Source organism: Kribbella sp. NPDC051936, assembly GCF_040680955.1.
GTDB lineage: Bacteria > Actinomycetota > Actinomycetes > Propionibacteriales > Kribbellaceae > Kribbella.
This window is the reverse complement of sequence record NZ_JBFAXS010000006.1, coordinates 311,170-334,484: the sequence shown is the minus strand read 5'-3', so window position 1 is coordinate 334,484 and position 23,315 is coordinate 311,170. Positions and strand designations below refer to the sequence as shown.

Annotated in this window: 25 protein-coding genes and 1 pseudogene; 9 read left to right on the top strand and 17 right to left on the bottom strand. The window is 70.1% G+C overall.

Translation table 11 applies throughout. The features are described from left to right. Positions 1-9: 9 nt before the first annotated feature. Positions 10-939, top strand: coding sequence for a phosphotransferase (locus tag AB0L64_RS22685; protein WP_363712929.1), 930 nt, complete (start codon positions 10-12; stop codon positions 937-939). Here AB0L64_RS22685 and AB0L64_RS22680 read toward each other — a convergent pair. Continuing rightward, the gene (locus tag AB0L64_RS22680; protein WP_363712927.1) at positions 905-2,152 is read right to left on the bottom strand and encodes a vanadium-dependent haloperoxidase; all 1,248 of its coding nucleotides are present in this window, start codon (positions 2,150-2,152) and stop codon (positions 905-907) included. The two genes, AB0L64_RS22685 and AB0L64_RS22680, sit on opposite strands and share 35 nt — an antisense overlap. 139 nt (positions 2,153-2,291) lie before the next feature. Here AB0L64_RS22680 and AB0L64_RS22675 point away from each other — a divergent pair, with 139 nt between their 5' ends. Beyond that, entirely contained in the window at positions 2,292-3,032 is a 741-nt protein-coding gene (locus AB0L64_RS22675) for a response regulator transcription factor (protein WP_363712925.1), read from the top strand. Here the strand turns inward: AB0L64_RS22675 and AB0L64_RS22670 are convergent. Next, complete coding sequence (locus tag AB0L64_RS22670) at positions 3,029-3,763, bottom strand: hypothetical protein (protein WP_363712923.1); 735 nt, start codon at positions 3,761-3,763, stop codon at positions 3,029-3,031. The genes AB0L64_RS22675 and AB0L64_RS22670 overlap by 4 nt on opposite strands. Positions 3,764-3,773: 10 nt before the next feature. Further along, positions 3,774-4,556: a helix-turn-helix domain-containing protein gene (locus AB0L64_RS22665; protein WP_363712922.1), complete on the bottom strand. Its 783-nt coding sequence runs from the start codon at positions 4,554-4,556 to the stop codon at positions 3,774-3,776. Positions 4,557-4,658: 102 nt separating this feature from the next. Between AB0L64_RS22665 and AB0L64_RS22660 the strand changes: the two genes are divergently transcribed. Beyond that, positions 4,659-5,522, top strand: coding sequence for a phytanoyl-CoA dioxygenase family protein (locus tag AB0L64_RS22660; protein ID WP_363712921.1), 864 nt, complete (start codon positions 4,659-4,661; stop codon positions 5,520-5,522). Continuing rightward, a complete protein-coding gene (locus AB0L64_RS22655; protein ID WP_355482336.1) occupies positions 5,519-5,815 on the top strand; it encodes a hypothetical protein in 297 nt (98 codons plus the stop codon). Before AB0L64_RS22660 ends, AB0L64_RS22655 begins: the two co-directional genes overlap by 4 nt. Here the strand turns inward: AB0L64_RS22655 and AB0L64_RS22650 are convergent. Together AB0L64_RS22650 and AB0L64_RS22645 are read right to left on the bottom strand one after the other, a co-directional pair. Further along, the gene (locus tag AB0L64_RS22650) at positions 5,812-6,825 is read right to left on the bottom strand and encodes a lactonase family protein (protein WP_363712919.1); all 1,014 of its coding nucleotides are present in this window, start codon (positions 6,823-6,825) and stop codon (positions 5,812-5,814) included. The two genes, AB0L64_RS22655 and AB0L64_RS22650, sit on opposite strands and share 4 nt — an antisense overlap. 18 nt (positions 6,826-6,843) lie before the next feature. Next, positions 6,844-7,452 (bottom strand): N-acetyltransferase, encoded by a 609-nt coding sequence (locus AB0L64_RS22645; protein ID WP_363712918.1) that lies wholly within the window; start codon positions 7,450-7,452, stop codon positions 6,844-6,846. Positions 7,453-7,472: 20 nt separating this feature from the next. Between AB0L64_RS22645 and AB0L64_RS22640 the strand changes: the two genes are divergently transcribed. Further along, positions 7,473-8,324 carry an arylamine N-acetyltransferase gene (locus AB0L64_RS22640; RefSeq protein ID WP_363712917.1) on the top strand — a complete coding sequence of 284 codons (852 nt, stop codon included), beginning with the start codon at positions 7,473-7,475 and terminating at the stop codon, positions 8,322-8,324. Here the strand turns inward: AB0L64_RS22640 and AB0L64_RS22635 are convergent. The 11 genes and pseudogenes from AB0L64_RS22635 to AB0L64_RS22585 form a co-directional block, all read right to left on the bottom strand. Next, the gene (locus tag AB0L64_RS22635; RefSeq protein WP_355694361.1) at positions 8,302-9,753 is read right to left on the bottom strand and encodes an NADH-quinone oxidoreductase subunit N; all 1,452 of its coding nucleotides are present in this window, start codon (positions 9,751-9,753) and stop codon (positions 8,302-8,304) included. The two genes, AB0L64_RS22640 and AB0L64_RS22635, sit on opposite strands and share 23 nt — an antisense overlap. A gap of 115 nt (positions 9,754-9,868) precedes the next feature. Beyond that, positions 9,869-11,398, bottom strand: coding sequence for an NADH-quinone oxidoreductase subunit M (locus AB0L64_RS22630; protein ID WP_363712914.1), 1,530 nt, complete (start codon positions 11,396-11,398; stop codon positions 9,869-9,871). Beyond that, a complete protein-coding gene (locus AB0L64_RS22625; RefSeq protein WP_363712913.1) occupies positions 11,395-13,158 on the bottom strand; it encodes an NADH-quinone oxidoreductase subunit L in 1,764 nt (587 codons plus the stop codon). Before AB0L64_RS22625 ends, AB0L64_RS22630 begins: the two co-directional genes overlap by 4 nt. Continuing rightward, positions 13,155-13,463, bottom strand: coding sequence for an NADH-quinone oxidoreductase subunit NuoK (gene nuoK, locus AB0L64_RS22620; protein ID WP_355482322.1), 309 nt, complete (start codon positions 13,461-13,463; stop codon positions 13,155-13,157). The genes AB0L64_RS22625 and nuoK overlap by 4 nt, the downstream gene beginning before the upstream one ends. A gap of 2 nt (positions 13,464-13,465) precedes the next feature. Then, positions 13,466-13,960, bottom strand: coding sequence for an NADH-quinone oxidoreductase subunit J (locus AB0L64_RS22615; RefSeq protein WP_363712911.1), 495 nt, complete (start codon positions 13,958-13,960; stop codon positions 13,466-13,468). A gap of 122 nt (positions 13,961-14,082) precedes the next feature. After that, positions 14,083-14,304: pseudogene (locus AB0L64_RS22610) on the bottom strand (4Fe-4S binding protein); the annotation flags it as partial. Between the two features lie 181 nt (positions 14,305-14,485). Continuing rightward, complete coding sequence (locus AB0L64_RS22605) at positions 14,486-15,238, bottom strand: methylenetetrahydrofolate reductase (protein ID WP_363712909.1); 753 nt, start codon at positions 15,236-15,238, stop codon at positions 14,486-14,488. Positions 15,239-15,276: 38 nt separating this feature from the next. Next, positions 15,277-16,473 carry an RNA polymerase sigma factor gene (locus tag AB0L64_RS22600; protein WP_363712907.1) on the bottom strand — a complete coding sequence of 399 codons (1,197 nt, stop codon included), beginning with the start codon at positions 16,471-16,473 and terminating at the stop codon, positions 15,277-15,279. Further along, the gene (locus AB0L64_RS22595) at positions 16,470-16,814 is read right to left on the bottom strand and encodes a YciI family protein (RefSeq protein WP_363712905.1); all 345 of its coding nucleotides are present in this window, start codon (positions 16,812-16,814) and stop codon (positions 16,470-16,472) included. Before AB0L64_RS22595 ends, AB0L64_RS22600 begins: the two co-directional genes overlap by 4 nt. 34 nt (positions 16,815-16,848) lie before the next feature. Beyond that, positions 16,849-18,063, bottom strand: coding sequence for a HAMP domain-containing sensor histidine kinase (locus AB0L64_RS22590; RefSeq protein ID WP_363712903.1), 1,215 nt, complete (start codon positions 18,061-18,063; stop codon positions 16,849-16,851). Next, positions 18,060-18,716, bottom strand: coding sequence for a response regulator transcription factor (locus tag AB0L64_RS22585; RefSeq protein WP_363712901.1), 657 nt, complete (start codon positions 18,714-18,716; stop codon positions 18,060-18,062). The genes AB0L64_RS22590 and AB0L64_RS22585 overlap by 4 nt, the downstream gene beginning before the upstream one ends. Positions 18,717-18,821: 105 nt before the next feature. On the opposite strand from AB0L64_RS22585, the gene AB0L64_RS22580 reads away from it, so the two are divergent. The 4 genes from AB0L64_RS22580 to AB0L64_RS22565 are packed head-to-tail and all read left to right on the top strand — an operon-like array spanning position 18,822 to position 22,256. After that, on the top strand, positions 18,822-19,331 hold the full coding sequence (locus AB0L64_RS22580; RefSeq protein WP_359939808.1) for a hypothetical protein: 510 nt from the start codon (positions 18,822-18,824) through the stop codon (positions 19,329-19,331). Continuing rightward, a complete protein-coding gene (locus AB0L64_RS22575; protein WP_363712899.1) occupies positions 19,331-20,383 on the top strand; it encodes a peptidoglycan-binding protein in 1,053 nt (350 codons plus the stop codon). Before AB0L64_RS22580 ends, AB0L64_RS22575 begins: the two co-directional genes overlap by 1 nt. Further along, entirely contained in the window at positions 20,380-21,045 is a 666-nt protein-coding gene (locus AB0L64_RS22570; RefSeq protein ID WP_363712897.1) for an ABC transporter ATP-binding protein, read from the top strand. The genes AB0L64_RS22575 and AB0L64_RS22570 overlap by 4 nt, the downstream gene beginning before the upstream one ends. Further along, positions 21,042-22,256 carry an ABC transporter permease gene (locus tag AB0L64_RS22565; RefSeq protein ID WP_363712895.1) on the top strand — a complete coding sequence of 405 codons (1,215 nt, stop codon included), beginning with the start codon at positions 21,042-21,044 and terminating at the stop codon, positions 22,254-22,256. The genes AB0L64_RS22570 and AB0L64_RS22565 overlap by 4 nt, the downstream gene beginning before the upstream one ends. A 104-nt stretch (positions 22,257-22,360) precedes the next feature. Here the strand turns inward: AB0L64_RS22565 and AB0L64_RS22560 are convergent, their stop codons facing one another. After that, positions 22,361-23,308: a complex I subunit 1 family protein gene (locus tag AB0L64_RS22560; RefSeq protein WP_355694379.1), complete on the bottom strand. Its 948-nt coding sequence runs from the start codon at positions 23,306-23,308 to the stop codon at positions 22,361-22,363. Between the last annotated feature and the right edge of the window lie 7 nt (positions 23,309-23,315).

Here is a 23,315-nt window from a genome sequence, read left to right as displayed (position 1 = left end):
GCTGGCGTCGTGGGCGAGACGCTGATGCGGAAGTGGTTGCTGGCGGACTTCGGGCTCGACGTGGTGGAGCTCACACCGGTGGCGGAGGGGGCGGATATCGCCGCGCAGGTGTGGCGGGTGAGTACGGCGACCAACGTGTACGCCGTGAAGTGGAGCGGCGCGGGGACGAACACGGGGCATCAGGTCGCGGCGTTTCTGGCCGATTCCGGGCTGCCCGGCGTACCGGAGATGATCCGGACCGTCGAGGGCGGCCTGTGGAGCGTGCATGCGAAGAAGCGGTTGACGATCACGCCGTGGATCGACGGGCCGCGGGCGGCGCGGACGGGGCTGACGGACGAGCAGTGGTCCGAGTACGGCGCGTTGCTGCGGCGCGTGCACGACGCCGAGCCGCCCCACCGGCTGCGGGACGCGCTGCCGAAGCACAGCCATATCGACGCGCGGACGCCGGCTCTCGCGGCGGAGGTGCGGACGCGGCTGGAGACGCCCGAGGGTGAGGTCGAGGAGGAGCTGGCCGCGGTGTGGAAGCAGTACGACCACATCATCGAGGACCTGCTCACCAACCGGCCTCCCGCGCCGACCGGCCCGCGGGTCGTCTGCCACGGCGACCCGCATCTGGGCAACGTCCTGATCCGGGACGGGCTGCACCTGATCGACTGGGACGACGTCATCTTCGCGCCCCGCGAACAGGACCTGATGTTCATGCTCGGCGGCATGGCCGACGTCGGTCCCACCACGACTGACCAGATGGACGCCTTCCTGGCCGGCTATGGGCCCCACACCGTCGACCAGGAAGCCGTCCACTACTACCGGCACGTCAGAGCCTTCGAAGACGTCGTCGGCTGGTCCCACCAGGCCATCACCGGCCCGGAGGAGCCCTACGCGCTCCAGGTGACCAAAGGCATCCTCACGACTGGCCTAGCCGCCCTGGCCGTCCAGTAGCGACCCACGCCGCCACCTGGCTGCCCAGTGCTTCGCCGTCGAGCATGGAGTGGCGGAAATGCAGGCCGGCCAGGATCCGGGCCCCACGGACGTCGCTGCGTACCGCGGCCAGGTCTGCGTAGGAGCGGGTGGTGTTCGTGACCAGACTGGTCATTGTCAGAGGGACCCTGCCCGTGTGGAAGAAGGCCTGCAGCGCACCTGTCACGCCCGCGGTGAGGCATGCGTGGCCGGACGGGTACTCCGGGTGGTTGACGTTCAGCAGGGCCTGCCACGTCGAATCAGCCTGAGTACGACGGTTTCCGTCGGTGTCGGCGCGCTGGATGGCGTGGACCGGCCGCCACGACAGGTAGTGGAACTTGGCGTCCCAGCAGGCGATGACCGCGTCGCCGGCCGAGACGTGGGCCAGCGCCAGCATCTGCGCGGCACTACCCAGCGAGAGGTGCCGGTCAGAGGCCAACTGCAGCAGCGCCCGGCTCCACTGCTGAGCCGTCTGCTCGGACCAGAACATCGCCGTTTCCGTCTGGGCCGCCGTACGCGTCGGGCTGTCCTTGCGACCCACTGAAGCCACCTCGGCGACGTCACGCGCGTAACGCTTACTGGTCAGCGGATACGGCCCGTCCGGGCGGAACTGTGCACGAGAGCGCAGCGCCAGCGGCCTGACCTGCGTCAGCACGATGTCGACAGGAGGTGTCTCGGCCGTCGGCTCCCACACGCCTGGACCTGGTGGGGCCTGCACGTACGGCACGGCGTTGCTCAGGCCGTCGCCCGCGCGCCACGCGAGTACGCCCGCCGCCACGGCTCGGCCCAGCTGGATACCTCGCGTCTTGCCGCCCCCGTCCGGTACACCGGCCAGGTAGTCGGCGTACGTCGTTTCCAGCCCGGGTGACGGTACGCGGGCCCGCAGTACGTCGTACGCCGCAGTGGCGACCGCGGCCGCGGCGGACGTTTTCCGATCCGGTCGTACGGCGACCTGGAACGGACGGCCGTACCCGAGCCCGGCCACGGTGTCGGCGATCGCCACGTGCACGATTCCGAGCAGTACTTCGGAACTGGCCGGTGGGCGCCCCGCGACGATCACCTGCGTGGCGTACCGGCTCCAGTCGAGCACCGGCGCCGCGTCCACCTGCCCCGCACTCGCAGGTGCGACGACGGAACCTGCCAATGCCAACGTGCCGGTGATGAACACTACGGCTGGTCGAAACAGCAATCTCATGACGTTCCCCTCCGAGCAGCGGAACAGCACGGCGCTGCCCCACACTGCCAGCTCACCGCGGCCGATCGCCGACAGCCATACGACGTTCGCCGTATTGCCATCGGCCGGATCGGCCTAGCCTGGGGAGGGGGAGATGGTCATGACTGTCACCGAACGCGATCTGCGTCAGATCCTCGACGTCGTCGACTCCGGCCGTCGGGCGGATCCTGAGGAGCTGTTCCCGCGCGAACTGCTGGCCGCGCTCGCCGAACTGGTCCCGGCCGAGGAGATCAGCTTCCAGGTGAGCCGTCCGCTGGACCGCGCGGTCGTCGCGCTGGAGGAGTTCGGCATCGTGCCGGACCCACTCCCGGACGGCTGGGAGGAGTTGTTCTGGCGGTCCTACTGGGAAGGTGAGACCTGTTGCCGGCCGCAGCTCACCGGCGACTACCAGTCGGTCTGGAAGCTCTCCGACTATCTGTCCGGCCGCCAACTGGCGAACTCGATCGTCGGTGAGTGGTTCCGCGTCATCGGTGCCCGCCACGAGATCGCCGTACCGCTGCCGGTGCGCGGCGCAGAGGACCGCCGGCTCCTGCTGTTCCGTGCCACCGGCCGCGACTTCACCGAACGCGAGCGGCTGCTGCTCACGATGCTCCGCCCGCACTTCATCGAGGTGCTCCGCGCGCACGAGCGTCGCCGAGCCCGCGTCCCCGACCTGACCACGCGCCAGCTGCAGCTACTGCGGCTGGTCGCCGACGGGCACAGCAACACCCAGATCGCCCATCGCCTCTTCGTCGCCGAGGGCACCGTGCGCAAGCACCTGGAGAACATCTACGAACGGCTCGGCGTCACCAGCCGCACCGCCGCGGTCGCGACCGCGTTCCCCCGCACGCACTCCGCCTAGCAGTGCCGGAGCCAGATGTTCGGTTCGACGTAGCTGCCTGTGCCTGCGTCGCGGTCGATCTCGAGCGTGGTCAGGCCGTCGGGAATGGTGTAGGTGCCGGAGGACGGAAACTGCATTCCGGTCCATTTCTCCCAGTCGGCCACCGAGCCGGTCATCGTCTGTGAGGCCGGAGCGGGCGCCAGGAGGGTGGCGCCCAGGCGGACGTGGGTGCGCAGCCAGGGGTCCAGCGGCAGGCCGTCCTCGCGGGTCCAGGTCATGAAGGTCTCGATCGGGGTCAGCGGGTAGCGCGACTTCAGCGTCGGGCGGACCGGCGCGATCACCTGCCCGAGGCCGGAGGCGACGGCGCGGTCGCGAACGGCGGTGATGACCCGGCCGGCGTGGCCCTGCCCCTGCTCGTCGGAACGCACCGCGGCCGCCATCAGCACGAACGTGTTCGGTACGACGTTTTCCTCGTACTCCGTGACCGACCGCGCGAGCGAGTCCGTGAATCCGCCGGGCAGGTCCTCGACCGTGCCGTCCCACGCGAGCAGCACGCCCCAGCAGCCCGCGATCAGCCGCCGGGTCTCGTCGACGAAGTAGAACTCCCAGTCGCGGAAATACTCGAGCCGCCGCTCGCGGAACGGCTTCACGCCCTCGTCGTGGAAGATGAACTCCGGCCACTCCTCCACGAACCGCTGCCCCGCTTCTTCGTCCAGCTCGGGCGCCTCGGCCACCGGGATCAGTTCGTACATGCTCCGGACATTAACCCCCTACCCGTTCACCGGCCACCGCTTTCCCCCGGACGGCGCGCGGTGAGGTACCGAGTTCGCGGTGGCAGGTCTTGTTGAAGGCCTGCAGGTCGGGGATGCCCACCGACGCGGCGATCGCGGGGATGGACAGGGTGGAGGAGACGAGCAGGTGGCGGGCCCGGGTCATGCGCCGGCGGCGGATGTACGCGATCACCGTGGCGCCGGTCTCGGACCGGAACAGGCGGGTCAGGTGGTTGTGGGAGACACCGGCCACCCGGGCCAGGCCGGGGACCGTCAGCGGCTGGGCGAGGTTGGCCTCGATGTGCGCGATCGCGGTGGCGACGGCCGGATGCCGGGTCTCGGCGGTGGCGGGCGTGAGCTCCGCGATCCGCCACAGCGCGCTCCAGACGTCCGCGGTGGTGCGGGACGAGCCGGACGGGGAGGACTCGATCGCGGAGCGCAGCAGTCCGGACAGCAACGGCGCGGATTCGCCGGCGTCCTGGACGACGGGGACCGACGACGGGACGCCCGCGACGACCGGCCGGAAATGCGCGTAAAGATGCTCGGAACGCCCGCGGTAGTCGAACTGCACCTGCGTGCCCGCGGGGGTCAGCGAGACGTAGCCGGGCGCGACGGAAAACGTCGTACCGAGCAGGGTCAGCTCGGCCGAGTAGTTGTAGAGGTGCAGCTGCCACAGGTCCGGGAGGCGGAAGACGTCCCGCCGGCCGCGCACGCCGTGGATCCCGGCGCCGACGTTCAGCACCTCCGGGGGTTGCGTGAGGTGCAACTCGACCATGGTGAGAATTTACCAGCAGTGGTGAACACAACCCACGCGAGAACACGCTTTCCGTGCCTAGCCTGGAGGAGTAGCAACCACCACTCCACCATGGGAGTTTCCATGCCCCATCCGCATCGCAAGCACCTGCTCACCTCGGTACAGATGGCGCATTTCGTGGCCACCGGCGCGCTCCGGATGGACGCCGTCGTGCCGGACGAGATGAACCAGCAGGCGATCGAGGTCCTGAAGGCCGGCATCCCGGGCGTCCCGTACGGCACCCCGCTGTCGGAGGCGTTCGTGGACAGCGACTTCGTCCAGCGCCTGGTGCAGCTGCCCGAGGTGGCCGGCGCGATCCACAGCCTGGTCGGCCCGGAGCCGACCGTCGACCACCACGCGGTCCACATCCGCAAGGCCCACGAAGGCGAGGCGCAGAACCTGCACGGTGACGCGATCATCGACGTCCGCACCGACGCCTTCGACGTTCAGCTGATGTACTACCCGCAGGACGTGACGCTGGAGATGGGCGGCACGCTCAGCGTCCCCGGCAGCCACCTGCGCCGGACCAACGAGTCCGACACCGGCCGCTACCAGAACCTGCTCGGCCAGACCCGCCTGGTCTGCCCGGCCGGCACCGTCCAGTTCCTGCACCACGGCATCTGGCACGGCGGCCGCAAGAACGACAGCGACATCGACCGCTACATGTTCAAGATCCGGTTCAACCCGACCGTCCGTCAGGTGCGGCTGTGGAACACCGACGACCTGTACGACGACCAGGTCGCGGCCGAGCTGGAGCAGAACTTCCCCTGGTACGAGAACGCCACCGGCCGGCTCGAGCGGTACAACCGCATCATGCTGTGGCGCGCGATCAGCGGCGACGACACCTACGACCCGAACTACTGGGTCACCCGCGTCTCGAACCGCCCGCAGCGCGTGGTGGCCGACCGCGCGAACAACCCGCACGCAGCGAAGAAGGAGATGGTATGACCGCCACCGCAGAGACCCCGCAGCAGACGGGCCTTCGCCAGCAGGTGCTGGTCCTCTACCTGGCCTCCTCGGCGCTGGACGCGCGCGTGGTCGGCTGGTCGGTGTACGACGGCACGGGCGAGACGCACCCGACGACGGGTGACAGCGACGTACCGCCGTACGAGACCGGGCTCGACGCGCTCAAGGACGGCTGGCGCCTGTTCCAGGCGGCCCAGCTGAACCCGCCGTACCCGGGGCACGAGTACGACGTGTCCTTCCTCAAGCACGAGTTCTTCTTCGAGAAGCTCGTCTAGACCGGCAGGACGCACACCGGCTTCGGCCATGCGGCCGGCTCGCCCGCCTGGGTGAGCCGGCCGTCGGCGATCGTGAAGGTCGCGATCTGACCGGATCGCTCGTTCGCGGCGTACAGCGTGTTCCGGTCGTTTCCGAAGGCGAGGTGCCGCGGCCAGTCCCCGCCGGACCCGATCGTCTGCACCAGCTCGACGCTCAGCCCGTCGGCCGCGATCGCGAATACCGCGATCGTGTTGTCGCCGCGGTTCGATCCGTACAGGAACCGGCCGTCGGCGGAGACCAGCAGCTCGGCCGGGAAGTTCTCGCCGGGCGAGTCGGCCGGCCGGGTGGACACCGTCTGCACGATCGTCAGCTTCCCGTCGGCGTAGCTGCAGACGGTCAGCGTCGAGTCGAGCTCGTTGATCACGTACGCCGCGGCCGCCGTCGGGTGGAACACCAGGTGCCGCGGCCCCGCGCCCGGGTGGATCCGCAGCCGGTCGACCTCGTGCAGCGCACCGTCCTCGCCGAGTGTCGACGAGTAGACCGTGTCGGACCCGAGGTCGACGTCGAACACGTACTCACCGGCCGGGTCGAACGCGATCTGGTGCGCGTGCGGCCCCTCCTGGCGCTCCGCGTTCGGTCCGGTCCCGGACCGCTGCACGAAGTACGCCCGCTCACCGAGCGAACCGTCCTCGCGCAAAGGGTGCACGGCGACGGAGCCCGAGGTGTAGTTCGCCGAGAGCAGGAACCGGCCGGACGGGTCGATGTCCAGGTGGCACGGGTGCATGCCGCCGGTGGATTGCTGGTTGAGCAGCTCGAGCGCTCCGTCCACGCCGATCGCGAACGCCGAGACCTTACCGTCCGGCTCCTCGTTGGTGGCGTAGAGGAACCGCCCGTCCGCGGACCTGACCAGGAACGACGGGTCGGCGACCGTCGCCGCCGTCTCGATCCCGTCCAGCGGCCCGAACGCGATCCCGTCCCCGCCGCCGGCCTGACTCGTGTAGCTCCCGACATAGATCCGCTCAGAGGTCATGGCTCATACCCTGCCAGGTCAGGAGCCGACGGGCACACCTCTGTCCATCCCGTAGAGCGCGGACCCCCAGCCGAGGTCGGGAACGAGCAGCCGCCAGCCCAGTCGCCGGTACAGCCGCGGCGCCGGCCGGTCGTCGGTGTACGTCGTCAGCAACGCTTTCCGGTTCGGGAGGTCCCGCATCAGTTCCTGCATCAACGCGGTCCCGAGGCCTTGCCCTTGGGCGGCGGGCAGGACGGCGAGCTCGACGACCTCGAAGTGCCCGCCGATCCACTCCGCCGCGAGTTCGGGACCGATCGCCGCCGCGACGCGGTCCGACCACCACTGCCCGAGGTGTCCGGTGAAACCGTAGGCGAATCCGGCAATCGGGCCGCTGCCACCCATCACGCCCGCGACGTCGAGCGAGCCGACGCCGTTGCCGGCGGGCGGTGTGCCGACAGGACGCGGGAGGCGCGCGACGACGAGTTTGAAGTCGTCGCGGGCGGCGTGGGCCGGCAACTGTTCGCCGGCGAACCGCTGAGCGTCGGCGCGCTCGTCGTCGTACCCCGGAGCACCGAAGGCAGCCGCGAACACCTCGCCGAGCTCGCCGGCGACATCGTGAGCGGCAACTCGGTCGAAGACGTCGATCACCCCGCTTAGCCTAGGTTCCTATGGACACCGAGGCGTTCCTCCGGCGAGTCGGACTCAGCGGGTACGACGGCCCGCCGCGGCTGGAGGGTCTGAATCAGCTGCACGCGGCGTACGTGGATCAGGTGCCGTACGAGACCGTGCAGTACCAGCTCACGCCGGGTGGCGCGTTCGAGCCGGAGGACGTGGCGAAGCGGATCGTCGCGCGCGAGACCGGCGGGTACTGCTTCCAGCTGAACGGGACGTTCGCGCTGCTGCTGACCGAGCTCGGCTACCGCGTGCGGATGCACCGCGGCGGCGTACAAACGGTCAATCGGCCCGGCGACATCGACGGCAGCCACATGGTGCTGACCGTCAGCGGACTGGTCGAGGACCCGGCACGTTGGTGGCTCGTCGACGCCGGCCTCGGCGACGGTTTGCGCCAGCCGATGCCGTTGGAGACCGGCGAGGCCGAGCAGTACCCGTTCACGCTGCGCCTGCGCCCGTCGGAGAAGACCGACGGCTGGCGACTCGACCACGATCCGCGCGCGAACCTGATCGGCATGGACTTCGAGTCGTCCCCGGTGACTCTGGACGCGTTCGCCGCCCAGCACAGGCAGCTTTCCGCCGACCCGGCGTCCCCGTTCGTGCGACTCGCCTCCGCGTTCCGCCGGACGCCGGAATCCGTTGTCGTACTGCGTTCCGTAGGGCTGAGCGAAACGTTTTCCGACCGGGTCGACAACACCCTGCTCGAGACCCCGGCCGACTACTTCGCCGCGCTCGCGGACGTTTTCCGCCTGCCGCTCCCGCACTACTCCGACGCCGACCGCGACGCGCTCTGGCGCCGCGTCTGGTCCCAGTACGAGGACTTCGTCAGGTCGCAAGCGCGAACATGATGCTGGGCAGGACCGAGAGGACGGCGGCCACCGCGGTGCAGAGCGAGATCATCGTGACCGCGGGGGTCTCGATGTCGACCGAGAACGGGTCGTCGGCGGGCAGCCGGAAGAGCTCGGCGATCCAGCGCAGGTAGACGGCGAGGCCGATCATGACGTTGACGGCCATGACGATCGCGAGCCAGCCGAGGTGGCCGTCGATCACGGCCTGGAACGCGGCGAACTTCGTGAACAGACCCGCGAGACCAGGCGGAAGTCCGGCCAGGACGACCAGGAAGAAGATCAGGGCGGCGGCCAGACCGGGCTCGGAGCGGACCATGCCGCGGTAGTCCGTGAGCAGGCCCCCAGGGCGATGGCGCTGCACGACAGCGACCGCTCCGAAGGCGCCGAGCGTGACGACGACGTACGCCGCCAAGTACCCGACGACGGCCTGTGCGTCGTCGACGGCGAGCGGCGCGAGCAGGAAGCCGACCTGCCCGATCGACGACCACGCGAGCAGCCGCACGGCCTCGACCTGACGGAGCGCGGCCAGGTTTCCGACCGTCATCGTGACCGCAGCGAGGATGGCGACCACGGTGCGCAGTTGGGAGCCGTCGGGCGCGATCCCGGACGTGACGAGGACCAGCAGCCCGGCGACGCCGGCCGACTTCGAGACCACCGCGAGGAAGGTGGTGACCTCCACCGGCGCGCCGACGTACGTGTCCGGCAGCCAGGCGTGGAACGGCACCGCCGCGATCTTGAACGCGAACCCGACGATCACGAACAGCCCGGCCGCGAACGCCACCCGGGCCAGGTCCGGATCCAGCCCGGTCAGCCGGTTCGCGATCGTCGACAGGTACAGCGAGCCGGTCACGCCGTACACGTAGGAGATGCCGAACAGCATCACGGCCGTCGACAGCACCGACACCAGGAACGCCTTCATCGCGCCCTCGGAACCGCGCCGGTCCCGGCGCAGCCCGACCATCGCGAAGCTCGGCAGCGACACCACCTCGAGCGCGATCACGAGCGTCGCCAGGTCCCGCGCGCCGGCCAGCACCGTCGCGCCGGTGAGCGCGCTGAGCAGCAGGAAGTGGTACTCCCCGATCGGAATGTCCGCGGCCAGCAGGCGGTACGCCGAGAGTCCGACGACGCCGAGCCCGCCGATCAGCAGCACCGCCCACAACCCGGCCGTCAACGGCTCGAAGACCAGGCTGCACTGCGCCGGCCCTTCGACCGCCGGCCGGCAGAACGCGGGCTTGAAGTCGTCGCGCTGCGCCCACGCGAACACGAGCCCGAACAGGATGACCGCGCTGGTCAGCAACGTCACGACGGTGTGCCGCAGCTCGGCCGACGCACTCTTCCAGAAGCTGTCGACCAGCAGCACGGCGACGGCGCCGATCGCCAGCACCAGCGGTACCGCGATCGCTTGCCAATCCGTCCACGTCAGGGTCATGGGGCCTCCCGCCCTGGACTGAGGAGCGGAGGGAGCGAAGCGACCGGAGCGACGAGGGAAGGGCGGGAGTCACAGCCCCATGACCCGCCGCGCGGCAGCGCGGCATTCAACGCCGTCACAGGGCACCCCACTGCTGGAGGAGGAGGCCGGGCCAGACGCCGAGCAGGACGGTCAGTGTGACCAGCGGCGCCCAGGTGATCAGCTCGATGCCGCTGAGATCGACCGCGAAGGCGGCCGGCGGGTTGTCGGCCGGGTCGCCCTGGCACAGGTTGCGGACCAGCCGCAGGAAGTACGCGGCGGTCAGCACCGTGCCGAGTCCGGCGATCACCATGAACACCAGGAACGTCGTCCGCGGCAACCAGGCGGCCGGGTCGTAGGCGCCCAGCAGCACCAGCATCTCGCCCCAGAATCCGGCCAGGCCCGGCAGCCCGAGCGAGGCGAGACAGGCGAACGTCAGCAGCGCGGCGATCCGCGGCAACCGGGCGTACAGGGCCCGGCCGATCGCGCGCAGATCGCTGGTGTCGTGCCGGTCCTTGATCGCTCCGGCCAGGAAGAACAGCAGCCCGGTGATCAGCCCGTGCGCGATGTTCGCGAACAGCGCGCCGCGCAGGCCGGCCGGGGACATGGTGGCGATGCCGAGCCCGATGAAGCCCATGTGCCCGACGCTCGAGTACGCGATCAGCCGCTTGACGTCGGTCTGTGCGAGACAGGCCAGCGACCCCGCGACGATCGCCACGGTCGAGAACGCCCCGAGGTACGGCGCGATCGTCGCCGTCGCGTCCGGCAGCACCGGGACCAGAATCCGGATCAGGCCGTACGTCCCGAGCTTCAGCAGCACACCGGCCAGCAGCACCGACCCCACCGTCGGCGCCTTCGCGTGCGCGTCCGGCAGCCAGATGTGCAGGGGCCAGAGCGGCACCTTCACGGCCAGCCCGACCGCGATCAGTATGGCGGCGGCCAGCGGGACCCCGTGCCCGCCGGCGACCGGCGAGTTGGTCAGCGCGACGATGTCGAACGTCCCCGTCACCCGTTGCACCAGCAGGAAACCGAGCAGCATCAGCGCGGAACCGAACACGGTCATCAGCACGAACGTGTTCGCCGCGCGTTTCCGTCCGGCCGGGTCGTGGTGGTCGCCCCAGATGTCGATGACCAGCCACATCGGGATCAGCACGATCTCGAAGCAGACGAAGAACAGCACCAGGTCCATCGCCGAGAAGGTCCCGATCACGCCGGTCTCGATCACCAGCAGCAGCGCGATCAGGGAACGGGTCCGGCCGATCCGCGGCGTGATCTTCAGCGAGTACAGGCAGCACAGGAAAGTCAGCAGCGCCGTCAGCACGATCAGCGGCACCGAGATCGAGTCGACGCCGATGTGGAACCGGACGTCGAGGGACGGAATCCACGGTACGTCGATCACGGCGTCGAGCGGGTGGACGGCGTCGCCGAGCAGCTGTTCCTGCGCGGGCACATAGGCGAACCATCCGCCGGTCCGCGGCCAGAGGATCAGTGCCCCGACCAGCACGAGCCCCGAGATCACCGCCCCGTACGCCGCCGCGAGACGGTCGCCGATCGCGGCCGGGATCGACCACAACGCTCCCGCGGCCAGCGCCGGCAGCACGAGGATCGCCAGCAGGATCGCGTTCACGAGCCGATCACCCCCGCGAGCACGGCGAGTGCGACCGCGCCGATGACGGCCGCCGTCAGGTAGGTCTGCACGTTCCCGGTCTGCAGCCGGCGGAACCCCTGCGACGCCAGCGTCCCGGTCCGGCCGGCCGCGCGGACGTACGCACCGATGACGTCGCGGTCCCCCGCCACGGTCAGCTTGGCCAGCCACCGCACGGGCACGACGACCAGACCGTGGTACGCCGGGTCGACGCCGAACTCGCGCTCGAACACCACCGGCCGGGGATCCGCCCCGCGCCGCCACAGCGAGTACGCCGGGAGCGCGCCGAGCAGCACGAGCGCGGTCGAGACCAGCCCGATGACCCAGTTGAGGTGCACGCCGTCGACGTACCCGAGCACGATCGAGGCGACCGCGAGCAGCACGAGCGGCGCCAGCATCACCCACGGCGCGTCGCGGAGCTTGGAGGTGTCGGGCTCGTCGAGGTCGGCCGCCGCGTCACCGTCCTCGAACGCGCCGATGCCGCCGGCCAGTGCCGGCGTCCGGAAGAAGGTCCACAGCCACAGCCGCACGCAGTAGAAGGCCGTCAGCGCCGCGGTCAGGCAGACGGACAGCAGCACGACCCAGCCGACGGCCGACCCGTCGTGCGCCTGTTCCCAGGCCGCCTCGATCACCGCGTCCTTGGAGAAGAACCCGGCGAACCCCGGGACGCCGGCCAGCGCCGCGAGACCGACGCTCATGGTCAGGAATGTCACCGGCAGCGCTTTCCGCAGCCTTCCGCGACGCGTGTAGCGGCGCAGGACGACCAGGGCCGCGCTGCCGACCTGGTGCAGCAGCACTCCCGCACAGAGGAACAGCAGGCCCTTGAACGCGGCATGCGTGACGAGGTGGAAGAGCGCGGCGTGCCGGCCCTCGGCCGTGCCGAGCGACAGCGCGGAGAACATGATCGCGAGCTGGCTCACCGTCGACCAGGCGAGGACGCGCTTCACCTCGACCGCGGCCGACGCGCAGAGCGCGGCGACGAGCATCGTCACGCAGGCGACGATCGCGAGCACGGTCAGCGTGGTCTCGGACGCGGCGAAGACGTCGTAGAGCCGGGCGATCAGGAAAACGCCGGCGGCGACCATCGTGGCCGCGTGGATCAGGGCGCTGACCGGGCTCGGACCGGGCATCGCGTCCGGGAGCCAGGTCTGCAACGGGACCTGCGCCGACTTGCCGACGACCCCGACGAGCAGCAGCAGCGTGCCGGTCGTCAGCACCCCGGCGGAAATCCGCGCCGGATCGAGCTCGGAGATCCGGAAAGTGTGCGCGCCGACACCGAGCACGAAGATTCCGAACAGGAACCCGACGTCGGCGAACCGGGTCATCAGGAACGCCTTCACCGCTCCGGAGCGGGCGTCCCGGCGCTCCCAGTAGTGGCCGATCAGCAGGTACGAGCAGGCGCCCATCACTTCCCAGCCGATCAGCAGGAAGAACAGGCTGTCCGAGACCACGACGGTCACCATCGCCGCGGTGAACAAGGTGACCAGCGCGTGGTACGACGCCGGGCGCTGGTGCAGGTACCCGAGCGAGTAGACCTGGACGCAGGTCGCGATCACGCCGACGACCGCGAGCATCAGGACCGTCAGGTCGTCGGTGCGGACCGCGAAGCCGATGGTGAGGTCGCCGACCGGCGAGTCGAGGAACGCGACCTGATCCGGGGCAGCGCCGTACAGCAGGGCGGCGAACAACAGGATCAGCAGCGAGAAGGCCACGCCAGTGACGCGCCAGACCGTCGCGATCATGGCCGCTCCACCAGGTCACGGGCCGCGTCGGCGTCGACATGGCCGTGGCCGCGGAACAGCAGCAGCACGATCGCCAGGCCGAGGCCGATCTCGGCGGCGGCCAGCGTGATCACGAAGATCGCGAGCGTCTGCCCGGTGGCCTCGTCCACCCGCCAGGCGTCGAAGGCGACCAGGTTCAGGTTGACCGCGTTCAGCATCAGCTCGAACGACATCAGCATCGTGATCACGTTGCGGCGCGCGAGGACGCCGTACACACCGATGCAGAACAGGACGACGGCCAGCAGCAGCGGGAGGATCAACGGCACCGTCAGTCCTCCTTCTTGCGCTGCGACAGCGCGATCGCGCCGATCAGCGCCGCCAGCAGCAGCACCGACAAGACCTCGAACGGGAGCACCCAGTTCTTGAACACCTGGGTGCCGATCGCCGTCGCCGATCCGCCGGTCACCGACTCGATCTTCTCGTTGCCGAAGGCAAGAACCACGCCGGCGCCGAGGACCAGCGCGAGCACCGCGGCGACCACGGCCGCGAACGGGCTGCGCCCGGTGGTGAGCTCCGGCAGCGGATTCGTCGGCGCCTTCGTGAGCATCAGCGCGAACAGGACCAGGACGACGATCGCTCCGACGTACACCAGGATCTGGACCAGTGCGACGAACTCGGCGTGCAGCGCGCCGAAGCAGCCGGCCACGGCGCCGAGCGCGACCACCAGCCAGAGCGCGGCGTGCACAATCCGGCGGGAGACCACCACCAGCACGGCCGCGGCCACCGCCACCGCGCCGGCGACGGAGAACAGGACTGTGGTCACGCGTCGTCCCCGGAGTCCGGACCAGGGTCGATCGGCTGCGGTGCCGGCACCGTCCACATCCAGTCGCGGAGCCGGTCCTTCTCGTGGGTCAGGTTGCGGATGTCGGTCTCGGCGTACTCGAACTCGGGCGACCAGAACAGCGCGTCGAACGGGCAGGCCTCGATGCAGATCCCGCAGTACATGCAGAGGCTGAAGTCGATCGCGAACCGGTCCAGCACGTTCCGGCTGCGCTCCCGGGCCTGCTCACCGACCGACGGCGCGGTCTCGGTGTGCGAGTCGATGTAGATGCACCAGCTCGGGCACTCGCGGGCGCACAGCATGCAGGAGGTGCAGTTCTCCTCCATGAGCGCGATCACGCCGCGGCTGCGCGGCGGCAACTCCGGCAGGACGTCCGGGTACTGCTCGGTGACGGAACGACGGGCCAGGGTCCTCGCGGTGACCTTCAACCCCTCGACCAGGCCCTTGCCAGGCAGTCCCACGCTCCACCTCCCGTCTCTTAGCAGGACATTAGCCGATCCGCACGCCTTACAGCTCGCGTTCGAGGCGGGCCGCGACCTGGCGGTACCGGCTGACCGGTATCAGGTGAACGCCCTCGAAGGCTCCGGAGTCACGGATCTTCAGGATCTGCTCGCAGGCGTGGTCGACACCGGCGTCCCGGTCCCGCTCCACCGCGTCGACCAGCTCGGCCGGGATCGTCAGCTGCGGCAGCCCGGCGAGATTGCGCGCCATCCGGGCGGACGCGAGCACCATCACCCCGGCGTACACCGGGATGTCGAGGTCGACCGACGCACGCCAGCGCAGCAGTTCGTCCAAGTCGTAGCTGACCTGGACGTAGAGGAAATCTGCCTCGGACTTCCAGCGCGGGACCTTCGACAAGCGGGTGGCCGCGCCGACCTTGAACGGGGCACAGCCCGGGTACGTCGTCTCGCGGGTCTGCTCGATCATCCGCCGCACGGTCAGCTGACTGGTCCGCGCACCTTCGGCCGGGTCGTCACCGTGCACGAACAGGAACTGCTCGACGCCGTACGCCGCCGCGGTCAGCAGGTCGCGCCGGAAACCGAGCAGGTTCCGGTCCCGCGAGTTCAGGCAGGCGATCCCGCGCGCGCCCATCAGCTGCACCTCGTTGGCGACCGCGACACTCGACACGGTCGCCCGCCCGATGTGGTTGTCCGGGATCAGGAAACCGTCCGCGATCGGACTCATCACGCCGATCTGGTGCCGCACCTTCTTCAGGTCCGGCCGCGTCGGAGGCTCCACCTCACAGATCAACTCGAACACCCTCGGGACCCTACCGAAGGTGCACGCCGCCGGCAGGGTTATCTCATCCGGGTCCGGAGGAAGTCCTGCTCGGCTTCGTTGGAGGTGAGGCCCAGCGCCGACTCGTAGGCAGCTCGGGCGTCGGCGGAACGGTCCAGCTGAGTGAGGAGATCGGCCCGGATGGCGTGGAAGAGGTAGTAGGAGTCGAGGTTCAACGCATCGACCAGCGCGAGGGCGGCGGCGGGGCCTTCGACTTCGGAGACGGCGACGGCTCGGTTGAGCGCCACGACGGGCGTGGGGTCGAGGGCGAGCAGGTGGTCGTAGAGCTGGAGGATCTGCGGCCAGTCGGTGGCCTCGGCGGTCGCGGCGTCGGCGTGGACGGCGTTGATCGCGGCCTGGAGCTGGTACGGACCGGGCTGGTTGCGGCGCAGGCATCGCCGTACGAGCGTGTGGCCTTCGTCGATCAGCCGGCGATCCCACAGCGCGCGGTCCTGGTCGCGGAGGCGGATCAGCGTTCCGTCGGGCGCGACCCTGGCCGGGCGCCGGGACTGCTGGAGCAGCATCAGCGCGAGCAGGCCGGCCGCTTCGGGTTCGTCGGGCATCAGGTCGACCAGGAGCCGTCCCAGCCGGATCGCCTCGGCAGCGAGCTCGTCGCGGACGAGGGTGTCGCCGGACGAGGCGGCGTACCCCTCGTTGAAGATCAGGTAGACGACGGCGAGGACGCCGCGGACGCGCTCGGGCAGATCCGCCTCGTACGGGACGCGGTACGGGATGCCGGCGGCGCGGATCTTGGCCTTGGCACGGACCAGGCGTTGCGCCATCGTCGGCTCGGGGACCAGGAACGCGTGCGCGATCTCGGCGGTGCTGAGGCCGCCGAGCATGCGCAGTGTGAGAGCGACCCGGACGTTCAGGGCGAGCGCCGGGTGGCAGCAGGTGAAGATCAGCCGCAGACGATCGTCGTGCACGGCACCCTCCTCCACCGGCTCGGTCTCCGCGTGCAGCAGCGCGGCCTCTGCGTGCTTGCCGGTCCGTGCGGCCTCGCGTCTCAGGCGGTCGATCGCGCGGTTGCGCGCGGTCGTGATGATCCATCCGGCCGGGCTCGGCGGTACGCCGGAGTCCGGCCACTTCTCCAGCGCCGTCGCGAACGCGTCCTGGACGGCGTCCTCGGCGATCTCCAGGTCACCGAACACGCGCGTCAGAACAGCCACCGCCCGCCCGTGCTCGGCCCGGAAGATCGCAGCGAGGTCAGCTGTCACGACTGGAACGGCCTGACCTCGACAGACAGGTTGCGGAGCACCTCGGCCAGCCGCTTGGCCCAGTGCAGCGCAGCGTCCAGATCCTCGACCTGGATGACCGTGAAACCGCCGAGATGCTCCTTGCCCTCGGTGAACGGCCCGTCGGTGATCAGCACGTCGTCGCCGCTCGCCTTCAGCACGGTCGCCGTCTCCGGCGGATGCAGACCGGCCGCGAACACCCACACGCCGGCCGCCTGCATCTCCTCGTTCAACGCCTGCAGGTCCCGCAGGATCGGCTCCAGCACCTCGGGTTCCGGAGCCGGACCGTCGGGCTGGTAGATGCTGAGCAGGTAGTGGTTCATCGTCGCCTCCTTCTCGCCCTCTACACGAACGGTCTCAGCCCGGATCGACAGGCAGCACCACAGTAATTTCCAGCCCGCCTCCCGCGCGGGGCGTGGCGGTGACGGTGCCGCCATGGGCCTCGGCGACCGACCGGACGATCGACAGGCCGAGCCCGGCGCCCTTCCCGCCGACCAGCCGCTCGGCGCCCAGGCGGTAGAAGGGCTTGAACAGGCTCTCGACCTCGTACGGCGGGATCTCGGGCCCGGTGTTCGTCACGGTGACGCGCACCTGGTCGCCGGCCCGTTTGCTGATCACCCGGACCCAGCGCTCGTCGCCGGGCGTGTTGTGCCGGATGCCGTTCTCCACCAGGTTGTGGACGAGACGTTCGAGCAGGAGCGCATCGCCCCGCGTCGGCGCGTCGCCCGGGCCGCGGATCAGCTCGACGCCGGCCGCGGCCGCCTCGCCGGTGAGCTGGCCGGTCACGTGGGTCACCACGTCCGCGAGGTTGACCGGGTAGACCGTGGTCAACTGTTTCTCGGAGTCGGCCAGGATCAGCAGCCCTTCGATCAGCTGCTCGTGCCGGGCGTTGATGGTCAGCAGGCTCTCGCCCAGTTCCTTCACGTCCGGGGACGCCGTACGCCGGTGCATCGCGACCTCGACCAGGGCGCGGCCGAGCGTCAACGGCGTCCGCAGCTCATGGGATGCGTTGGCAACGAACCGCCGCTGGCCGTCGAACGAGTGGTCCAGCCGCTCGACCATGGTGTCGAACGCATCCGCCAGGTTCTTGACCTCGTCGTCCGGGCCTTTCAGTGCGATCCGCTCGTGGAGCGCGGCAGGCGACGCGGCGATCCGGCGCGCCGTGTCGGTGACCTGGTGGAGCGGCGCGAGCACCCGCCCGGCCACCAGCCATCCGAACCCCGCTGCCAATGCGCCGACCGCGGCCAGCGCGATGCTCCCCTGGGTCAGCAACGACTTGATCGCTGCCTGCCGTACTTGTTGCCGCTGCTGTTCCAGCACCCGTTCGGCATCCGAGCCGGTCAGGACGGCGCCGTCCTTGTTCATCACGTACACGTCGTTGGTCGGCGGTGCCGGCGGAGCCTTGCCCGGCGTCGGGCTGCTCAGGTAGGTGCCCTTCACGATCACCCGGTACTGCTGGCCGAGGTTGGCGTTGAACAGCGCGTACGTGACGCCGAGCAGCAGCACACCGGCGACCATGAACAGCCCGCCGTACAGCAGGGTCAGGCGGCCGCGGAGCGACAGTCGTTTCAAGGGATGCGGTAGCCGACGCCGGTGACCGTCTCGACCAGCCCCGGCTCGCCCAGTTTCCGGCGCAGCTTCAGGATCGTCAGCCGGACAGCTCCGGTGAACGGGTCCACGTGCTCGTCCCATGCCTTCTCCAGCAGTTGTTCGGCCGACACGGTCGCGCCGTCGGCGCGCAGCAGCTCCGCGAGGACAGCGAATTCCTTCTTCGACAACGGCACGTACCGGCCGTCCCGGAAAACCTCGTGCCGGGCCGGGTCCAGCGTGACGCCCGCGCGGCGCAGGACGGGCGGATCGGCGGGCCGGCTGCGCCGCCCGAGCGCGAGTACTCGCGCGGCCAGCTCGGCGAACGCGAACGGCTTGGTCAGGTAGTCGTCGGCGCCCAGCCCGAGCCCCTCCACGCGGTCCGTCACCGCGGCCGCCGCGGTCAGCATCAGCACCCGCGTGGCCGACCCGGACGCGACCAGCTGCCGGCAGACCTCGTCGCCGTGGACGACCGGGATGTCGCGGTCCAGCACGAGGACGTCGTACGCGTTCACCGACAACCGTTCCAGCGCCGCGCCGCCGTCCGTGGCCACGTCGACGGCATGTGAATCGTCGCGCAGCCATTCCGCGATCGCTGCCGCCAGCAACGGCTCGTCCTCGACCACCAGTACCCGCACGCACCCCATGATCCCCGACGGCCCTGTTTCCGCGGTGTTTCCGGACTCGGAAACGGCCGGGAAACGGCGGGCCGAGCAGGGTTTCCGGAAACGAGAGGAGCAATGATGCGCAACACCATCCTGGCCGTTTCCGTCCTGGCGGCCGGCCTGATCCTGACCGGCTGCGGCGCCGACGAGCCCGACACCCAGGTGGCGTCCGGCACCGGCGCGCAGCAGACCACAGCGCCGAGCAGCGCGCCGGCCAGCCTCAGCCAGGACGAAATGGCGGTCAAGTTCACCCAGTGCCTGCGGGAGAACGGCCTGAACGTGCCGGACCCGGAGCCGGGCAAGGGCCCGATGCTGAGGTTCGACAAGAACTCCGGGGTCACGCAGGAGAAAGTCCAGCAGGCCATGGAGGCGTGCCAGCAGTACAACCCGCAGGCGCAGGGCAGCGCCAACCCGCAACAGCAGGAGAACGGCCGGAAGTACGCCGAGTGCATGCGGAAGAACGGCGTCGAGAAGTTCCCGGACCCGAAGCCGGACCAGCGCGGGATCATGATCGGCCCGGGCGTCGCGGACGATCCGGACTTCCAGAAGGCGCAGGACGCCTGCCAGAGCATCCTGGCGGCGCGCTGATGCGCAAGGCACTGACGGCCGTCGTCGTCCTGGCCGCAGGCGGCGCCGTCAGCGCTTTCCTGGTGAGTCGGGGCGACACCAGCCAGGCATCCGACCAGACCGCGCAGGCCGTGCCGATCAACACCACGAAGGTCACCCGGCAGACCCTGAAAGACACCGAGACCGAGGACGGCCGGCTCGGCTTCGGCACGTCGTCCTCCGCGGTCAACCGGGTGGCCGGCACGGTCACCTTCGTCCCCGACAGCGGGCAGGAGCTCCGGCGCGGCAACACCGTCTACAGCATCGACAACGTCCCGACGACGCTCCTGTACGGCGCGCTCCCGGCGTACCGCAGGCTCACGGTCGGGACCGAAGGGACGGACGTCCTGCAGCTCGAGCAGAATCTGAAGGCGATGGGCTACACCGGGTTCACGGTGGACGACGAGTACACCGACGCGACCGCCGAGGCCGTCGAGGAGTGGCAGGAGGATCTCGGGCGGGACGAGACAGGAGTCGTCGAGCTCGGCAGCGTGCTGTTCGCCCCTGGTCATCTGCGGGTGGACAGCGTGCAGGCCGAGGAAGGATCACCGCTCGGGCCGAACCAGCCGGTGCTCACCTACACCGGCACCACCCGCGCCGTCACGGTCCAGCTCGACGCGGCCGACCAGCGGCTCGCCAAGCTCAACGCCGCGGTCACCGTCGGGCTGCCGGACGGAAAGTCGGTCGCCGGAAAGATCCAGAAAGTTTCCACGGTGATCATCCCGGCGGAAAGCCCGGACCAGGACCCGGAGACCAAGGTCGAGGTGATCGTTGCCGTCGCCGACCAGAAAACGGTGGCCGCCTGGTCGTCCGCGGCGGTCGACGTCACGTTCACCGCGTCGGAGCGCAAGAACGTCCTGACCGTCCCGGTCGCGGCGCTGGTCGCGCTCCGCGAGGGCGGGTTCGGCGTCGAGGTCACCGACGGTGCGACGTCGCGGTACCTGCCGGTGAAGACCGGGCTGTTCGCGGGCGGCCAGGTCGAGGTCAGCGGCGCCGGCATCACCGCCGGCACCGCGGTGGGGATCCCGAAGTGATCGAGCTGACCGAGGTGACCAAGGTGTATCCGGGAGGCGTGCACGCGCTCGGCGGGGTCAGCCTGCGGATCGACCGCGGCGAACTGGTCGCGATCGTCGGCCCGTCGGGCTCCGGCAAGTCCACGATGCTGAACGTGCTCGGCACGCTCGACCGGCCGACGTCCGGCACGGTCCGGATCGACCGGTACGACGTGGCGCGGTTGTCCGACGCCGGGTTGTCCGCGCTGCGGGCGACCCGGATCGGGTTCGTCTTCCAGCAGTTCCACCTCGCCGCCGGGGTCCGCGCGGTCGACAACGTCGCCGACGGGTTGCTCTACTCCGGCCTCCGGCTCGCGGTACGACGGAGGCGGGCCGCGGCCGCGCTGGAACGGGTCGGGCTCGCGCACCGCCTCGATCACGAGCCGCACGAACTGTCCGGTGGCGAGCGTCAACGAGTCGCCGTCGCGCGGGCAGTCGCCGGCGAACCCGCCGTACTGCTGGCCGACGAGCCGACCGGCGCACTGGACTCCGCGTCAGGCGCGGGCGTGATGCAGCTCCTCCGCGACCTGCACACCGCCGGCACCACGGTCGTCGTCATCACCCACGACCGCGACATCGCCGCCTCCCTCCCCCGCCAGATCCGGATGCGCGACGGCCACATCGTCGAGGAGGTGCACGCATGAGCGGGACCCGAAGGAACGGAGAGCTCAGGCCCGCTTCGCTCAAACTCCGGGATGTGGTGCGGGTGGGCGCCGTCGGGTTGCGGACGCGGCCGATGCGGGCGTTCCTGTCCGCGCTCGGCATCGCGATCGGGATCGCGGCGATGGTCGCCGTGGTCGGCATCTCGTCGTCGTCGCGGGCCGAGCTCGACGGGCAACTCGATGCCCTGGGCACCAACCTGCTGACGGTCACGCCGGGCACCCGGCTGACCGGTGAGCAGGCCCAGCTGCCGCTCGCGGCCGAGTCGATGGTCCGCCGGATCGCCCCGGTCCGCGCGGAGTCCGCGATCGGCAAGGTCGACGACGCGTCGGTGTACCGGACCAGCAAGATCCCCGACGTCGAGACCAACGGCATCATCGCGTACGCCGCCCGTACCAACCTGCTCGACACGATCGGGGCCACGATCCGCAGCGGCAAGTGGATCGACGCCGCCACCGGCTCGTACCCGGCGACCGTCCTGGGCGCCGCCGCCGCGGAACGACTCGGGATCACCAAGGCCGGACCGGACACCCAGGTGCTGATCGGCAACACCTGGTTCACCGTGCTCGGCATCCTCGAACCGGCCGCGCTCGCACCGGAGCTGGACAGTGCCGCGCTGATGGGCTGGCCCGCGGCGGGCGAACTCTCCTTCGACGGGCATCCGACCACGATCTACACCCGGTCGGACGACGCCCAGGTGCCTGCGGTCCGATCGGTGCTCGGCGCAACGGCCAACCCCGAGGCGCCGAACGAGGTCGAGGTGTCGCGCCCGTCCGACGCCCTCGCCGCGAAGCAGGCCGCCGGTCAGGCGTTCACCGGACTCCTGCTCGGCCTGGGCGCCGTCGCGCTGCTGGTCGGCGGCGTCGGCGTCGCGAACATCATGGTGATCTCGGTGCTCGAACGTCGCGCCGAGATCGGTCTGCGCCGCTCGCTCGGGGCGACCCGCGGCCAGATCCGGACGCAGTTCCTGACCGAATCGCTGCTGCTGTCCGCGCTCGGCGGGATCGGCGGCGCGATCCTCGGCTCCGCGGTCACCGCCGGCTACGCGTCGTACCAGAACTGGCTGACGGTGATCCCGGTCTGGGCCCTAGCCGGCGGCGTACTGGCGACACTGGTGATCGGCGGTCTCGCGGGTCTGTATCCGGCCGTCCGCGCGTCCCGTCTGTCCCCGACCGAGGCACTGGCGACGCCCTAGCGGACCCCAGGCACTCACCAACCGCCGCGGCTCGTCGACGGCCACGCTCAGCCGACCGCCGACGACCGGCCAACAGCGCGGTTGGTGAGTGCTGCAGATCCGCCTCAGAACACCACGACGCCGATGCCGGTGAGCGCGAGCTGCACCAGCGCCACCGGCACCAGGCCCTGCCAGGCCAGCTTCTGCAGCTGGTCGGCGCGCATCCGCGGGAACGAGACCCGCACCCAGATCACCACGACCGACACGAACGCGATCTTCAGCAGCGCCCAGATCCAGCCGATCGACTCCGGCCCCGGACCGCTCCAGCCGCCGAGGAACAACACCGTCGTGAGCGCCGCGAGAACGACGATCCCGGCGTACTCGGCGAGCAGGAACATCGCGAAGCGGAGCCCGGTGTACTCCGTGTACGGGCCGAAGATCACCTCGGAGTCCGCGACCGGCATGTCGAACGGCGGCCGCTGCAGCTCGGCGAGACCCGCGACGAAGAACACCACCAGACCGGGCAGCTGCCACAGCAACCACCACGGATTCCAGGCGTGGCCGATCGCGGTCAGGCTCAACGATCCGGCGGCGACGGCCACACTCGCCGCGGCCAGCACGAACGGCAGCTCGTAGCTCATCAGCTGCGCCGCGACCCGGAGTCCGCCGAGCAGGCTGTACTTGTTCCCGCTGCCCCAGCCGGCCATCAGCGATCCGAGGACGCCGATGCTCATCACCGCGAGCACGAAGAACAGGCCGGAGTCGAGGTCGGCGCCGACCAGGCCCGGTGCGAGCGGGATCGCGGCTAGCGCGGCGAGGTACGGCAGGATTGCGACGATCGGGGCCCACTCGAACACCCGCTTGTCGGCGGCGGCCGGGACCACGCTCTCCTTCTGGACGAACTTCACCCCGTCCGCGACCAGCTGCGCCCAGCCGTGGAACCCGCCGGCGTACATCGGCCCGAGTCGTGACTGCATGTGCGCCATCACCTTGTGCTCGGCCTGCCCGACCAGCAAGGGCGCCACCAGGAAGGCGACCAGGACGCCCACCACCCGCACCACGAACTCCAGCATGCCTGTC